The following is a 15,925-nucleotide window of genomic DNA, read 5'->3' on the forward strand; positions in this document are numbered from 1 at the left end:
TTGACACTCTTATTTTCCAGTTGTCTCTGCTTCCGGGGAAAAGTACGGCACCCAGGGCTTAGAAGTAAAGGAAAGTGGAGCCAATGACAACGGATCAGCTTGAAGCATTTCTGGCTGTGGCCGAATACAAAAGTTATCGTGCGGCGGCTGAGAAACTGTTCATTTCTCAGCCATCGCTTTCGTCAAGAATCCAGGTGCTGGAGCGTGAACTCGGCACCTCACTTTTTAATCGCAACGGCCGGGGTGTGGTTCTTTCCGAACAGGGACGGATCTTTATCCCCTATGCGAAGCGGATGAGAAGGGTCTATCAGAAGGCACAGTCCGACCTGCGCCTCAATTCTAACGGCTGTTAAATTATTGATTGACAGACCGGCCAATGCAATGTATGATAACGTTAATCGAATAATTATCTTATCCAGAGTGGCGGAGGGACTGGCCCGATGAAACCCGACAACCAACACATAAAATGGTGCATGGTGTTAATTCCAGCAGAGTAATCTGAGAGATAAGAAAAATAAGGCGACGACTGCAGCGATTATTTTTCTTGATCTGAGAAAAATGACCGCTTTTCATTTTGTAAAGTTAAATGACTGCCGGACATTCTTATCAAGAGAGTCGGAGGGACCGGCCCGATGAACACTCAGCAACAGGCTCGATGAGGGTACCGTGCTAATTCCGGAATGAAGATAAGAAGGGGATTTTCAAAATGTTGAATCAGGCGAGATACGCACAGATTGATAATTATCTTGATCTTTACCGCTTCGCAGGCAGTCTGAATGATGCAGCATGGCAGGGCGAGATTCTTAACCGGCTGAAGGGACTGCAGCTTGGCGATGCTGAAACAGAAGGCAGTCAGGAGGATCAGCTGCAGCAGCAGTTTATTGAAGTCAATCGCCAGATACTGACCCTGTATCAGCGACTGCGCTGCCACACGATTCAGGCATCTGTTGATGTCTCGATCAGACTTCACGCATTGAAGGAGAGAAGACTGGAACTGGGACGGGAGATCGATGCATTGAAACACAAGGATCAGCAGATCTTTCACTGAGTCGGCAGTAAGACGGATTCATTGAATTTTTTTATAAATTGAGCAGAACAATTGGCGTGAGATCAGCGATCCACGTCTGTTTGCTGTGTCCGGAATTTCCTGAAATGCAGAATCGCTTTGTCCTTGTCCCCTGTTCATGCTACATTAAAAATGCGGAGAGATCCGATCATCTCCGACAATAGAGCACATTACGGAGGGACTTCAGATGGAAAAGATGGACATGATGAACATGAACAAATCAATGATGATGCCGATGAACATGATGATGATGATGGAGCCACTCTTCAATAAAATCAGTGATGCCTTGATAAAGGTATCTGACACCCATTTTTCAACAAGTGGGGGGCTATAAGGCGCTTTCCTATGACCATCTCCATGATTAATGAGAACGTATGTTCCTCTTAAAGCCCAAAGAAAAGCCCGTAAAGGGCATCTACAATAATTAGCTTACGAAACAAATTTAAGTATTTCTTCTTTGTCTCTTTTCCATTTAAAAGTACGATCCATATAGTTGCTCAAAACATTTCGCGTTTCTTTGTCATCCCAAATTTCTTCTCCAATATCATCAATTATTACAGCAAATTCTGCTTTTGAAGAAGAAGCCTGTTTAATGTCCATGGTTTTAAATGCTACAGATTTAGATATTCGACGAGCACTGGAAATGGATCGTGCAGATAATGGGTCAATAAGCAAGCCCGCTTTTTTGGGGATCATGAATTCATAATAATATTCAGCTGATTTTCCCATTATTTTATAATTGGTATCAAAAACTACCTTATTTTTGATTAAAAATTCATTAACATCATCACGAAATGTTCTAGGTTCTCTTGCACGAACAGTGTAACTCAAGTTACTTACATTGTTTATTCCACTGATAATATTCGTGAACATTCGGCCAAAGTTATTTGCATCAGTTCTTGCAGTTAATTCATTATTCTCTATGTCTAATCCTAATTTATTGGCGATGGAATTTATTATTCTCAATCTGTCAGGATTAAGATCATAATCACGTAAAAATAAATACTGCATAGTTTTTGCATCATCGCTGATAATGATCTTATTTTTATTAGACACATCTAAGTCTATCCTTAGTACAATATAGTCATTATCGATAGTTAAAAAGGGAGTGATGACATATAATCCATGATCCGTCTCCCTAAAGGTTATTTCATTATTCAACCAACTTAAATAATCTTTGATCTGGGTTTTATATGTCACTAAACTCACCTCTTCATATCATCATAAGCGTGTGATATTCAATCTTTTTATAATCGATATTACATTCTTCAAAGAAGTCAAAGATAGCTTGATTCACATCACTGGTATTTATGTCATGGACATTGTACGCAGTGCCATCATCAAAGTGCTTATGTTCTCCAGTAATCAGAACTTTCTTTCCCGGATTCCAATGCCTTGGTTCCATATCAAAGCGACGAATAACGTACTTTCTTCTGTACAATAAAATAAAGCTGAAATCATGGCTTCGTGGGCTGTAAGTTCCTTTAAAGAGAATATGTTCTCCATTTTGAGCGATAACATCGCTCTCAATACGCATAAAATTTCTTTCTTCTTTCCATTCCAACTTTCCATGACATAGTTCTTTATCACAAGTATATAAGAATTGCAAGTGATCATCCACAGTAATCACTTCCTAACCAAATGGTTTGTGTAATTTGGCAATCATTTCACATACAAATATTTCGACGTGCCACTTAATGTCTGAGTTGTGGGATCCGCTCTCCAGTATGTACGCCCAAAAAGGGCGGTAAAGCTTTATTTTCTTATCAATGCTAGAATACCGGCGACAATGATCAGTACGCCGCTCAGAATACCGTAGAAACTGATAAAGACAATATTCAGAATACCGCATAGCAGAATGAGAATGCCAAACAATACCCGTTTCTTGTTGATGATGCAGGAAAAAATAATGGCAAGAATGGAAACAAGAATGCAGGCGACTCCTAGTCCACCAACTCCTTGTGAGCTTCCTTTTGAAATGGCTTCAGAAACTCCACCGATCGCCAGGGCGATAATTCCTCCGATGACGCCAAACACGCCACCAATAATGCCGAGCACCATTTCTGCGACTCGGCTGGTCATACTTTTCTCTGCCATGATGCAATCCCCCAAAATTATCTTTTTTATGTAAACTCATAGAGAGTTAACATCAAATAAAATGTGTCAACTATTCAAGCGTTGTCATCAAATAAAAGCGGATACTTAGACCGCTATAGTTATTATCAAAGTCTTCTTTAGCTAAAAGTGAAAAAGGCTGTTCAAGAATATTTGTTATTTTATCGGTGTCAATTTAACGGCTGATTCAGTTTGAATCTGATCACCATCGGTAGTTTCAAATGTGTAAGAAGCTTCTCCGTCGCTGCCAAGTATGGTATTGACGACCGGCATGCCGTCAGAATCATGAATAATGAAGTTGCTTCCTGATCCAACTGGTGTTGCTTTGTATCTGCCTGCAGGTACGTCATTTCCTGTAACATACTGGCCGGCTTGTAATACTTTCGGAGCTCCTTTTGCTGCGGTTACTTGTCCCTTGGCTTTTGCCAGATTATCGTTTGCAGATTTTATTTGATTGTTTACTGAGCTTAGTTCATCTTTCGCATCGCTGATGTCGCTTTTCAATCCTGAAAGCGAATCTTCAGCAGCAGCTACCTGGTGGCTTAGCGTGTCCTTATGTTTAATAGCATTCATGACGTCCTTGTGGTTATTTTTTAGATCAGAAAGATTAGAGCTTAATGACGAAATATCAGTTTGCAATTGGAGCTTTTGATCATTTAAATCATTTTTTGTTGCCTTCAATTCTGATATATCTTTAGTCATCTGTTTGTAAGTTAAAGTTTTTCCTTTGATATTTGTCTGCTGAGCTTTGCTATCCTGTATATTTGACATGATTAGCCCTGACGCAAAAAGGGCAACAAAGCCAATGATTGCAATATTGCGCCCTTGCTTCTTTTTTACGACGTTTTCCTTATTCTTTTTGGAAAATCTCCAGAACAAGCCAATGATTAAAGCGACCAATGATAAGAATTCAATCGTTCCCCAAAAAAAATCCATGATGCTTCCCCCTGGAAAATATGTATTATATTTCTATCTATAATTATAAAAAATCCCACACTAAGACGGAATCTCTAAATTCAATCTAAGGTGTGGTTTACTCTGCTGTCCTTAATTTTCTCTTTTTTTCTTCGCTCCTAAAAATATCTAAAGTAGTTCTCTAGTTCATCCAGATTGTCTTAAAAAACATTATCTAAGTCATGAAAGAAGTGTTCTTCGGATTTCTGCTCAGGATTTTTAACATCAGAATGCCCAGATAAATAATTCAGAGCTACACTAAACAAATCTGCAATCTTACCTGCTGTATTAAGTGGGAGCTGCTCCGTTTTAGTTAAGCCAGTATAAGTAACGTTTGCAACTCCAAGTTTGTCTGCTATGTATTCTTGTGTCCATTTTGGAGTTTTTGCTTTTCCTTCGCGCTCTCTTCTCTAGAGCGGGATGAAAAATCATCCATATTAACACCAACTTATATTATTTATTTAATTATAATGCTACTTTCAGAAACTTAAAATAAAATGTTATTAAAAGAAGGAGATCTATTTATCTGTTTTTATTAGGAACATATCAATAAGTATTAAAGTTACTAATTAGAAGGCGATCCTCTCTTATCGTTTTTGAATCGATGAGAGACATTTTTTTCTGCTTTTTGGCGATATAAGAAAGAATAAGTGTATCGAAATGAGAACGAAAAAAATAGAATCATCAATCATAGGCAGGTTGCAAATCAGTACTGAAGGGAGTTTTTCCATAGGTAAAGCACATCACTCGTCCAATGGGTCGCCATGGGATTCACCTTCCTGAATCAGGAATTCTGAAGCTTTCATGGAACCGGTGTTACCGTGGCGGCTGCTTGAGCGTCGTGACCTTTTTAACTCTGCCTGACGGAAACGAGAAATTCAAGAGAAGCACCGGCTGCCTGAATCCAGCTTCCGGTCGCATTAATTGCGTTCGTATCCCGTTCATTCATGACTTGTCTCAGTGAAAAGGTACCGGACACGGCCTGCAGGGAGTTTCCAATCACTTGCATCAGACCGCCGATTACTGTCAAAGCCTGGTCCAGATTTCTTTCCTCAGAGTCAAAATTTGGTTTTAACGCATAGCTCCCGCCGAGTGCCTGAAACCAGTTTCCGGTGATCTGCACGCGTTGATGAAAATCACTCTCTGTATCGCCGATCAATCCATAAATGACCAAAGTGTTTCCCGCCGACTGCAGACCATTCCCGTATATGCCCGGAGCAGTATCCGATATATTTGCCTGAAGTCCGCTGCTTGCGGCCTGAAGTGCATTACCGATAATGCTTAAATCTGTTTTTACGGATTTCGTTAATCGGATGGTTGGTGTTGCTCCCAGTGCCGCGGTCGCCGTTCCCAACGCACCGAGAAGCGCATAAGACGCAGCTGCTTCTTTCTCGTTCATACGGCCAGCCCCAATCCAGTAACATCCCGCATATTCTATTCGAAAAAGCTTGGGAATGTTACTGTCAGTGCAGTACATTGGTTTCAACTGTATTCAAACAGGCCAGACATTCATCAGTCGGGCCGATTCCGATCGTCTGGTTGTTCAGCAGGGCAAGTGCCTGCGAAGCAGTTCGGGGTTGAGACAATAGGTATAGGCAAGCACTTCGACCGGCGTCTTCCTCAGGATCTCGGAGCCGAAAATCACTTCAGAGTATGGTGCGCATCGAAAATTGCCAGAAGATGTGTCCGGTCCTGTGAAGCAATTTCCCAGTGCCACCAGCCTTGGGGCACATTAGCTACTTGCCCGGGAGATACAGGGATCTGTATCACTTGACTGATAAAGATTGATCAGATACACAATTGCCGAGATGTTGGAAAGCCGCATTCTGATGGTAATGCGGCTCAACGACTCTGCCCCGGCTCAAAAAAATGTCCAGCAGGGAGACATTCCCCAACGTATTCAGATTGTCGCGGCCAAGGCGGTTAATATAATTTTGCGCATTACGAGTGATACTCCGATTCTCGTTCAAGTCGAAAAAATACTGGACATTCGGATCCGTGTAATCCATATATGAGGTAACCATCGGCAGCACTCCCGTTCAGATTTTAATTATATCAGCGTATGCCGCCCAGTTACAGGCGTGCATGATGGATCAAAAAAGCCGCTTCAAAAAACGAGGCGGCTATCAGTAACTCTAGCAGTGAAATCCATTCACCGGTTTTCCAGATGGAAGGATACGGCTAAATTCAACGGCTCGTCGGGATCGACCAGAATCAAACCGTCCGGATCATCGTTCAGTGCATTGGTCTTTGCCGTCCATGGTTCGATGCAGACAAAATGTGCATCGCCCTGGACCCACAGCACCGTGTATTTATATTTTGGATCCTGATCAATGACAAGCTTTTTACCTTCATTAAATGCCGCAACGATCTGTGTGTCTGCGCCGTCCAGGAGCACCACGGATTCCTTTAAGCCGTTCAAGTCAATCGCTCCGTTAAACGGCTTTTCCTTATTGTCGTTATAATCCAGATATTTGGTTGCCTTCGATTTCAGACTGACCTGCTTGCTGCCGATGTTGAAATACGGGTGATAGCCGGGGTAGACTGGCATCTGCTCTGAAGATTTATTGCTGATTTTTTCATGAATTGACAGTTTTCCGCCGGCTAGTTCATAGGTCAGCAGCAGTTCGAAGTCAAACGGATAGGATGCTTTCGTTTCTGCCGTAGCCGAAAATGAAAGCGTCAATGCAGCACGCTGCGCATCAGACGTCTTTCCGGCAACCGTCAGCGCCCGCGTCCGGACGAGCCCATGATTGGCCATTGTATACGTCTTGCCATGCCATGCATACTTTTTATCCGTCAGCTGTCCGGCGATCGGGAACAGCACCGGAATCCCACCGCGGACATTCTTACTGAGATCAAAAAGTGTCGCGTCATTCATAAACAGCACATCTTCATCTGCCGTATGGAACGCCGTCACCATGCCGCCGCGCTCCGGGCAAACATCCACGTATGATGCGTTGCCTTTAAGTCTGTAAAAATGCAAGTTCCGTTTATCAAATTGTTCAATCTGATACATGTCTGTCCCTCGGTTGTCTGATAAATTTCTTCCATCCACTACTCTAACAAATAATTAATGCGCTTACACAGGATTCCCGGGAAGTTAACAAAACCACAACAATTACAGGATCAACTGGATGGATCATCACGGTTGGTACGAGATAAGTTCGAGCAAAGCGGTCGATATCGTTTTAATTGACAGGGAACCTTTTTCCAAGAGTACTATAGGATGGATTCGGCATTTCAAAAGAATTCGGTGTCAGATTGTCCCATTGCCAGGCAGACTAGATGAGTTCATGCAGTTTTTCAAAATTCATCTTACTGTCTGCTCAATACGCAAACAGACTGGCGGATGAGAGTCCTCGAAAAATGTAAGTTTCAGTTGGTTGAATCATGATTAATCACCTTGCCCTCGTGTTACTGTTCCTACGCGTTATATAATGAAATAAAATAATGGGGTAGTCAACACATGGAGACTTCCCAAAAAACGGATTTTAAGGGAGCGGAAAAAATGACACAGGAAGGAAGAAATCAGCAGATCAAGGACCTTACCCTGATCCTGCTCTATCTGACTTCATGGGAAGAAGCCAAGAATGAGCTGAAAACGTTCAGGAGCTGGAAAGGATATAACTTTAACAGCCTAAACGAACTTGAGGCTCAAGGCCTAATCAGCGGCAGCAGAAAATCCAAATCCGTTTACTTCTCAGATGAAGGCATCAACAAAGCAAAAAAACTGCTGCAAAAATATCGGCTGGAAGATTAATGATTGACCGAATCACTATTGTTCAGTTCAGAAATTCCCGGATAATCTTCGCGATCACACGCATATCGTCTTCGTTGTATCGCTGATCAATCGGCAGGGCAATCAGATCCCTGACCAGATGATGCTCAAAACTGGCAGGTGAAACCCGAGACAGAACGTCATCCCAATAATCATTGCAGTAAATGTGATGTTGAAGCAAAATGTCTTTCAATCCCGCTCCATGATCGATAAGCAAAGGATAGCATAATGGCCCATTTGGATGGCTGAAATCAAGGTGCAGCTGATTCCACCGGCCAATTTGCTGATGCAGATACAAAAAATTGGCATTCCTCCGCTCGATCACTTTCGCATAATCGATGCTCTCTAAAATTCGCCGGGTCAGACGCGACATCGCATGCATCCCGCACGTATCAAGATACGCCTCATTCTGCTCGAACAACGGCTCAGCCGCCGTGCTACCGAGATCAATCTGTTTCAGCAGTGCATCGTAACGATAATAGGAAGGATCCGGTTCAAGATCAAGCCGTTCCTCAGCATCAGTATAGAGATACCCACCATCGGCAACACCGAGAAACTTGCGCGGCGAGTAAACCGTATCGACATGAGGCAGCGGCCGCTCAAAGAACGCCTGTGTGTTGTCGATGATCACATGATTCATTTCCTTGCAAAGCTTCTGCACATTTAAACGATTCAAGCCAAAGTAGTTAACGTACAAGAAACTTGCATCTTCTTCCGGCTCTTGGCTGAGAAGTGGCAAAAAGTTTTCATCGAGTCGATAAAATGAGTAAGGAATATCTAGCCGTTTGGCCTGGAGCACACTGTCGCAAATATAAGAAGGGAGATAGATTTTTTTATAGTGCTTAATGTGTAATATGTATTCAAGACAATAGCGGGCGCTGTTCAAGTGGATAGCATGCGGATGATATTCGGTTCGGTCAGGAAGCTCTAATGGAAACAAGCCACCGATTATTGAATGCTTATCTGTCATGAGATCACCTATCCAAAATCGTTACATATTTTTTATGAAGACGTCAAGCAGTAAAATGAAATTCATTAATTCAATACTAAAAAGTCCATGTATAAGCCATACGCTCGCTAAGTTATTTGATTTGAATAGATTAATGCTAATGCATTCAGTAACTTGTTCAGATTGTAAATAGCAAAAAAAATTAAAAATTACTCAGTATACTAAACATATTTCATTGCTTGTCGATATAAAAAACGTAAGGCAGTTGGGAAGGCGCCTTCCCAATAAGCCTAAAATCCACACGGATGTGGGAATACACAATTCAAGGAGGAAACTTATTATGATTATCAATCACAACATTGCTGCGCTGAACACTTTGAATCAGCTGAGCAAAAATGAATCGGCAACTCAGAAGTCTCTGCAGAAACTCTCTTCAGGTCTTCGAATCAATACGGCGGCAGACGATGCAGCGGGTCTTGCAATTTCTGAAAAGATGAAGGCCCAGATCAACGGATTAGATCAGGCAAAGCGCAACTCTCAGGATGGTACATCTTTGATTCAGACGGCTGAAGGCGCGCTGAGTGAAACAACATCCATTCTGCAGCGTATGCGTGAACTGGCTGTTCAGGCAGGTAACACGACGAATACTTCAGAAGATGTTAGCCAGATCAACACAGAATTAAGTCATCTTTATAGTGAGGTTGATCGTATTAGTAATGTTACGGCATTCAATACCCAGAATCTCTTAGGTGGATCTTTTGTTGGTACTCTTCAGATCGGAGCAAATAGCGGTGAGATTCTCAACTTTGGAATCAGTAATATGAGTGCTGGCTCGCTATTCAGCGGATTTGCAAGAGCTTCAATTGTTTCACTTACTGCTGATAATACATCTGCTAGCGTAGCTATCTCTGCCATTGATTTGGCACTGAACAAGGTTTCAACTCAGCGAGACAATCTTGGAGCTCTGCAGAACCGTCTCGAACATACGATCAACAATCTGAGCACATCCTCTCAAAACCTGACAGATGCTGAATCACGGATTACTGACGTTGATATGGCTTCCGAAATGGCTAACTTCACAAAGAATAATATTCTGAATCAGGCTGCTCAGGCGATGCTTGCCCAGGCAAATCAGCTCCCTCAGGGTGTTCTTCAGTTACTTAGATAATTTATTTGAAAAGCAATTGATTATTCAGTAGGTGGGGTTCTATATAGTAGAATCTCACCTTTTTTAAGTATCCGAATCATTCTAGGAGGAATACATAATGCCAGGGTTAATATCCTTATGCATGATTGTAAAAAATGAGGAAAGTGTACTGCAACGCTGTCTTGAATCAGTTAAAGACGGGGTTGATGAAATTGTCATTGTGGATACTGGCTCGACAGATAAGACTAAGGAGATTGCAAAACAATATACAGACAAAGTTTATGATTACAAATGGAATGATAGCTTTTCAGAAGCCAGGAATTTTGCTCAATCCAAAGCAACGAGTGAGTGGATATTGGCACTAGATGCTGATGAATTCGTCGATCATCAGAATTTGCTGGAACTTCGTGACGAGCTAAAAGAAAACAAGAATGATTTTAATATGTGTGTGGTCAAAATATATAATTTTGCAGGCAGGGATGCGCAAACGATTTTTAATAATTACCATGTCCGAATTTACAAAAATGATCCGGCAATCAAATACTATCGAGCGATACATGAACAATTGAAGAGAATGGATGGTAAGGAGCTCCGCTCACATGTTTCAAGACTCGTCGTTTATCACTCAGGTTATTTATCATATACGGTAGCGACTAAAAATAAAGGATTAAGAAATCGTACATTGATTAATAAAGAGATTAAGGTTGAGGGACAAACTGGATTTGATTATTTTAATCTTGGGAACGAACTCGTCTCTCAGGGTAAAACAGAACGGGCTCTTGATTGTTATGTGAAAGCCTATCAAAAAGCACCAAATATTAAATTCTCCTGGGTTGGCACTTGTCTCATCCAAATATGTCAGTGTCTCGTCAGTCTGAAACGTTATCAAGATACATTAAATGTGATACGGGACAGCGAGGCGATTTTTAATTCGTATCCAGACTTCAAGGCGATAAGAGGTAGAGTCTATTTTCTTCAGGGAAGGTTGGATGATGCATTACATGAATTAAAAGAAATTATTGAGAATCAGGACAAATACCAAGAAGCCCTGCTAAGTACAGACAGTATTTCTTATCTACCGAATAAATGGATTGGGGAGATCTATGAAGAAAAAAAAGATTTGAAGCAAGCAGTGATGTATTATAGTAAGGCGTTTCACGATAACAGAAATGATGTGGAATTATTAACAAACTATTTTGGACTGTTATTTAGGAACAGCTCGTTTGAAGAACTCAGCCATTTTTTTAATGATGAAAAATTATTATCAGGTAATGAAGTAAACGATTTATTCTTGTTAAAAGTTATTCTTAATTTCCCTGAATCCAACAAAAATACTGAAAAATTTATTTTTCAGACGAGGTATATAAAAAAAGTCGATATTAAAGCCAAGTGTCTGTTAATCAATGGAAAACCTGCTGAAGCGCTTGAACAGATTAATCAACTTCCGATAAAACAAAGAATAGCAATTTTTAATATAGGGGTTTTTGATTTTTCGGATTACATTATTGCCAGTCTATTATCTAAACAACAGGATATACTTATTTCTTATGGAAAGCAGTATAAGAATACCGAAGGAATTATCAATCTATTAATAACTGGAACTGGGGAAACTGATAAAGACTTGCCCGTCTACTTAACTATTCTAGAACGAACCATTTGTTTGCAACAGTTTGGATTGTTTGAACAACTTCTGGATTATAGACGTGCGTTTGATAAATCAGCCAATATTCAGATTGGACATCTACTGTACCATTATCACTTTAACGATCTGGCGGTTCAATTTTATCAAGAAGCAGGAAAAGAGCAATTTGATGAACAAACATATCTCAATTTAATTAACGAGAGTAAAAAGAACAGATTATTAGAAGCTGCCTACAACTTTTCTAATCAGGCTGTTCAAAGAGGATTCTATCATTTTCAAATTTTAAAGAGTATTGGAAAACTTGCGCATCAGATGAGAGCTGAAAAATTAGAATTATCCATCCAGCAGCTCGCACTAAAATGTTATCCTGATAGTCACTACCTTTCAGAGAAGACGATTTGGGGAGAAATACGTAATAAGGTAGCACTTGTCTATACGCCACTATCGGGATCTAATATTACTGCATTAGTGAGGCAAATACCTGATGAAGTAAAGTGGAGGTATCAGGTTAATCTTATTGAACAAAAGAATGATCTGAATTATTTTAATGAATTACTTAAAAATGATGTCGTTGTGACAACAGAGGGAAATTATCCTTTTCAAAAGAAAAGTATACAAAAAGAACAAAAAGTCATTGAGTTATGGCACGGTTTTCCTCTTAAATCAATGGGTTTAATGGATGAAAGCGAAGTAGGTAAGGAAAAGATTGAAAATCAATGGGTAAATGTAGATGCGGTGGTTTCATACTCAAATTTGTATAATCAGTCAATGAAGAAATGTTTTGGAATTGCTGAAAGTAAATTTAAAATTTTGGGTGTTCCGAGAAATGATTTTTTACTACGCTCAGATGGCAAAAATAATATCAGAAAAATGTTCCATATTAATAATAATGATCGATTTATTTTTTACATGCCAACTTGGCGTCATACACCACGTCTAAACAGAAATGACGGGAATAGAAGTTGGAAGAACCTATTTGATATACCAGAATTTAATTCTGAACGGTTTGAAATTTTTTTAAAAAAACATCATTATAAACTTATCGTGAAGCTTCATCCAGCTGACGAAAGAATGTTTATTAATCGTGTACCAAAAAGTGAAAATATACTTATATTATCATCAACTCTTCTAGTAGATCATCAGCTGGATATATATGAATTACTGAGCGGTGCAGATTTGCTAATAACGGATTATTCTTCGGTTTACTTTGATTTCTTATTATTAAATAAACCGATCATTTTTACACCTGTTGACCTTGAATCTTACCAAAAAACTAGAGGTCTCATTCTGAAGCCATATGAAAAATGGACACCAGGACCCAAAGTTACAACACAACATGATCTGGAAGACCAAATAGTTAAATCTATGACAGATGTAAATTATTTCAGTAAGGAAAGAGAGAATATTAAGAATATTGTCCATGAATATCAAGATGATCATTCGACGGAAAGAGTTTGGAAATTTATTAGAAGCATTCTGGAAGAAGAATGAAAAACAAGCTTTTTACTCTTATCTAAATCCGGAGCGTGAAGTATAGATGATAATTGACATCGTATTGGGTTACGCAGTTGGGATAGGAGGTTTGGAAAACGTAATTAAACTGATTAGCGATGAATTAATGAAAAGAGGTCACCTGGTCAGAATTTTTCAAATCGCTCCCCCAAAATATTTAAACTGGGCTGAACAATTTTCGAATATCTATTATTACGGTGATGAAGTACATGTATATACGCCACTTGATCAAGAAACGGTTGATCTATTTTCTTCAAATTATGAAAGACTCACCCAATTTTTTGGAAGGCCTGATGTCATTCTAGCAACTCACACACCTGTAATGAGCTGGCTATGTAGATTGGCCGTTAATAAAATGAATTTAGTGAATAAACCAGCTGTTCTTTCCTGGCTACATGGACCACCTAATGTATTTGGTGGAGAGAGTTATTTAAAACTATGTGATGCACATCTGGCCATTTCCAATAGTATTGCAAACCAAATTGCAAATTATGTTGGTGAAGAAAAAATTTTTTATATTGGAAACCCGATTGATTTTAATAATATTACTCCACTAAGAAGGGTTAAGAAACAGTTAAAACTTATTTATGTTGGAAGGCTGGATAATGTTCAAAAGCGTCTAGATGTATTATTTAAAGGACTGGAAAAATTAAAGGGAAAATGGACACTTAGTATTTTTGGAGACGGGAATGATAAATCTGTTCTACAAGATTTGGCAAAAGAACTTGGTATTGATGAAAATATTATTTGGCAAGGTTGGCATGATGAACCGTGGAAACAACTAGTCAGTGCTTCTTTACTTGTTTTATCATCTGATTTTGAAGGATTTGGCCTTGTTGTTGTTGAGTCCCTAGCAAGAGGATTACCAGTGGTAAGCTCTGCTAGTGAAGGTCCAAATGAAATTATTAGGGATGGATATAATGGTTGGCTTTTCCCTTGTGGAGACAGTAAAATGTTAAAGAATATTTTGCAAGATATTATAGATGGGAAAAAAGTATTACCTTGTGAGGAGCAATGTAGAAAATCAGTTGAAAATTATCGGGTTGAAAGTGTAGTCCATCGTTTGGAATCGGCTATAAAAGATACTCTGAAAAATAATAATTAAAGGAACTTGAATAAAAAAGTAATGATAATAAAGCTATTTTAAATGCTATTTTAAATTTGAAATAGTTAAATTGATTGCTAACTTTATTCTATCCTAAATTAAGAGGGTCACAATGAGAGAATCAGTAAAGATAAGTATTATCATTCCTATGCACAATGTAACAAAATACATATCAACAACGATTCAGTCTATTATAAACCAATCTTTTAGTGATTTAGAGGTATTATGTGTTGATGATCATTCAACGGACGGTAGTAAATCGATAGTAGAGTCCTATTCAAGGCGTTATCCATTTATTCATTTAATTATAAATAATAAACAAAGTGGGGTTTCGGAATCTCGTAATTTAGGATTAGATATGGCTGATGGAAAGTACATAATGTTTGTGGATGCGGACGATAAGTTAGGAAAAGATATGATTAAGTTAATGTTATCAGATGCGATACAACAAAAAGCAGATTTAGTAATCGGTAGCCATAAAATGTTTAATGATCAAGAAATCCTTCAGCACAATATGTATAAAATTTTTCCTTCTTTAACCATAGCAGGTGAGAAAAAAATAATTATGAATCCTGAATTATTCTATCCTATATATGTTTGGGGGAAATTGTTTAAAAGGGAACTAATCCAAAAAGTAAGATTTCCAAAACATATACAATATTGTGAAGACCAGTGTTTTACAATTTTCGCTTACTTGAACGCAAGTAAAATCTTCCTGTCCCCTCAAGCTATTTATTATTATAGAGTAAGAGAAGAGAATGATCCCTCTCTAGTTAAGAAGGCAGACCAAGATCCTAGTAATGCTATTAACGATATTATTAATGTTTTAAAAATTAATTATCACTATTTTGAACAATTTATTAGTGGGGTGCTCAACAGAAATTTACTTTTCGGGCACTATTTAAATAGAGTGATTTTATATAATGTTCACGGTATTGTTCGCAACATGTTCATTTTTGCAACACCCAATGATCAAATAAAGATTATTCATTTATTAAATGATTGGATTAATAATTTAGATGACAAAATGGTATTAAATGTTAAGAGTATTCAATTAATTCTAGTTCAACAGATGATGAATTACATTCAAGAATCTACACCTGAAGTAAAAGCAAGTTATATTGTGCTATTGAGAAATATTAAAACAAAAATGCAGAGAGCTGCCGGCTTGCAGTAATATAAATCAAAAAAGAATACATATTTTCTTGTTAAACAATATATCTCCTTGGACCGATATTTATGTCAGATAGCACATTAGCTATTGGGGGGAGGGAAACCATGGATGTTTCTATAGACACAGAGAATCTTGTTCAATCATCCATGCAGCAGAATGAACCTCTGAGTTCAGTTTCAGAAATCCTATTGGTGGATGGTCAACAACAAAGTCAGTCAGAATTAACACAATCAAAAAGTCCTACAAATAAACAGGTTGAACAGTTAGTGAATGAAGCGAATAACGTACTCCAACCTGAAACAACTCAGCTTAAATATGTTTATTTTGATAAATTAAAAACATACTATGTTCAGCTTCAGGATGTAAATATTCACCAGGTAATCCGTGAAATTCCTCCGAAAAAATTCATGGAGATGTATGCAGCGATTGCTGAAAAATTAGGCTTGATCTTGAATGAGCATGCTTAAAAGGAGGTAAAGA

At 38.8% G+C, this 15,925-nt stretch carries 16 protein-coding genes, 1 pseudogene and 2 riboswitches; of the genes and pseudogenes, 9 read left to right on the top strand and 8 right to left on the bottom strand.

Annotation, left to right across the window (positions count from 1 at the left end):
• Positions 1–83 precede the first annotated feature (83 nt).
• The 3 genes from D889_RS0107195 (at position 84) to D889_RS15595 (ending at position 1,400) form a co-directional block, all read left to right on the top strand.
• Complete coding sequence (locus D889_RS0107195; protein WP_010631881.1) at positions 84–353, top strand: LysR family transcriptional regulator; 270 nt, start codon at positions 84–86, stop codon at positions 351–353.
• 55 nt (positions 354–408) lie between these two features.
• Positions 409–512, top strand: a riboswitch (SAM riboswitch).
• 88 nt (positions 513–600) lie between these two features.
• A riboswitch (SAM riboswitch) is annotated at positions 601–693 on the top strand.
• A 13-nt stretch (positions 694–706) separates the two neighbouring features.
• Positions 707–1,048, top strand: a complete 342-nt coding sequence (locus tag D889_RS0107200) for a hypothetical protein (RefSeq protein ID WP_010631882.1) — start codon at positions 707–709, stop codon at positions 1,046–1,048.
• 205 nt (positions 1,049–1,253) lie between these two features.
• Positions 1,254–1,400 carry a hypothetical protein gene (locus D889_RS15595; RefSeq protein WP_018962235.1) on the top strand — a complete coding sequence of 49 codons (147 nt, stop codon included), beginning with the start codon at positions 1,254–1,256 and terminating at the stop codon, positions 1,398–1,400.
• Positions 1,401–1,495: 95 nt separating this feature from the next.
• Here D889_RS15595 and D889_RS0107210 read toward each other — a convergent pair whose 3' ends face one another.
• The 7 genes and pseudogenes from D889_RS0107210 to D889_RS0107240 form a co-directional block, all read right to left on the bottom strand.
• Positions 1,496–2,266 (bottom strand): DUF1828 domain-containing protein, encoded by a 771-nt coding sequence (locus tag D889_RS0107210; protein ID WP_010631883.1) that lies wholly within the window; start codon positions 2,264–2,266, stop codon positions 1,496–1,498.
• 13 nt (positions 2,267–2,279) lie between these two features.
• On the bottom strand, positions 2,280–2,687 hold the full coding sequence (locus D889_RS0107215; protein WP_010631884.1) for a DUF6978 family protein: 408 nt from the start codon (positions 2,685–2,687) through the stop codon (positions 2,280–2,282).
• A 134-nt stretch (positions 2,688–2,821) separates the two neighbouring features.
• Positions 2,822–3,163, bottom strand: a complete 342-nt coding sequence (locus tag D889_RS0107220) for a DUF4064 domain-containing protein (RefSeq protein ID WP_010631885.1) — start codon at positions 3,161–3,163, stop codon at positions 2,822–2,824.
• A 174-nt stretch (positions 3,164–3,337) separates the two neighbouring features.
• The gene (locus tag D889_RS0107225) at positions 3,338–4,117 is read right to left on the bottom strand and encodes a hypothetical protein (protein ID WP_010631886.1); all 780 of its coding nucleotides are present in this window, start codon (positions 4,115–4,117) and stop codon (positions 3,338–3,340) included.
• Between the two features lie 868 nt (positions 4,118–4,985).
• Positions 4,986–5,534, bottom strand: a complete 549-nt coding sequence (locus tag D889_RS0107230; protein WP_010631887.1) for a DUF6944 family repetitive protein — start codon at positions 5,532–5,534, stop codon at positions 4,986–4,988.
• Between the two features lie 177 nt (positions 5,535–5,711).
• Positions 5,712–6,159 (bottom strand): annotated as a pseudogene (locus D889_RS15955) (cupin domain-containing protein); the annotation flags it as partial.
• Between the two features lie 128 nt (positions 6,160–6,287).
• Entirely contained in the window at positions 6,288–7,154 is an 867-nt protein-coding gene (locus D889_RS0107240) for an aldose epimerase family protein (RefSeq protein ID WP_010631889.1), read from the bottom strand.
• Between the two features lie 492 nt (positions 7,155–7,646).
• On the opposite strand from D889_RS0107240, the gene D889_RS0107245 reads away from it, so the two are divergent.
• Positions 7,647–7,898, top strand: a complete 252-nt coding sequence (locus D889_RS0107245; RefSeq protein WP_026039085.1) for a DUF6429 family protein — start codon at positions 7,647–7,649, stop codon at positions 7,896–7,898.
• 22 nt (positions 7,899–7,920) lie between these two features.
• Here the strand turns inward: D889_RS0107245 and D889_RS0107250 are convergent, their stop codons facing one another.
• The gene (locus D889_RS0107250; RefSeq protein ID WP_010631891.1) at positions 7,921–8,556 is read right to left on the bottom strand and encodes a hypothetical protein; all 636 of its coding nucleotides are present in this window, start codon (positions 8,554–8,556) and stop codon (positions 7,921–7,923) included.
• A 649-nt stretch (positions 8,557–9,205) separates the two neighbouring features.
• Here D889_RS0107250 and D889_RS0107255 point away from each other — a divergent pair.
• From D889_RS0107255 to D889_RS0107275, 5 genes are all read left to right on the top strand, one after another.
• On the top strand, positions 9,206–10,033 hold the full coding sequence (locus D889_RS0107255) for a flagellin N-terminal helical domain-containing protein (protein WP_010631892.1): 828 nt from the start codon (positions 9,206–9,208) through the stop codon (positions 10,031–10,033).
• 97 nt (positions 10,034–10,130) lie between these two features.
• Complete coding sequence (locus D889_RS0107260) at positions 10,131–13,145, top strand: CDP-glycerol glycerophosphotransferase family protein (RefSeq protein WP_010631893.1); 3,015 nt, start codon at positions 10,131–10,133, stop codon at positions 13,143–13,145.
• A gap of 46 nt (positions 13,146–13,191) precedes the next feature.
• A complete protein-coding gene (locus D889_RS0107265; RefSeq protein WP_010631894.1) occupies positions 13,192–14,271 on the top strand; it encodes a glycosyltransferase in 1,080 nt (359 codons plus the stop codon).
• 112 nt (positions 14,272–14,383) lie between these two features.
• Complete coding sequence (locus D889_RS0107270; RefSeq protein ID WP_010631895.1) at positions 14,384–15,448, top strand: glycosyltransferase family 2 protein; 1,065 nt, start codon at positions 14,384–14,386, stop codon at positions 15,446–15,448.
• A 101-nt stretch (positions 15,449–15,549) separates the two neighbouring features.
• Positions 15,550–15,912 (top strand): flagellar protein FlaG, encoded by a 363-nt coding sequence (locus D889_RS0107275; RefSeq protein ID WP_010631896.1) that lies wholly within the window; start codon positions 15,550–15,552, stop codon positions 15,910–15,912.
• Positions 15,913–15,925: the final 13 nt, after the last annotated feature.

Source organism: Sporolactobacillus vineae DSM 21990 = SL153 (assembly GCF_000377985.1).
GTDB classification, from domain to species: domain Bacteria; phylum Bacillota; class Bacilli; order Bacillales; family Sporolactobacillaceae; genus Sporolactobacillus; species Sporolactobacillus vineae.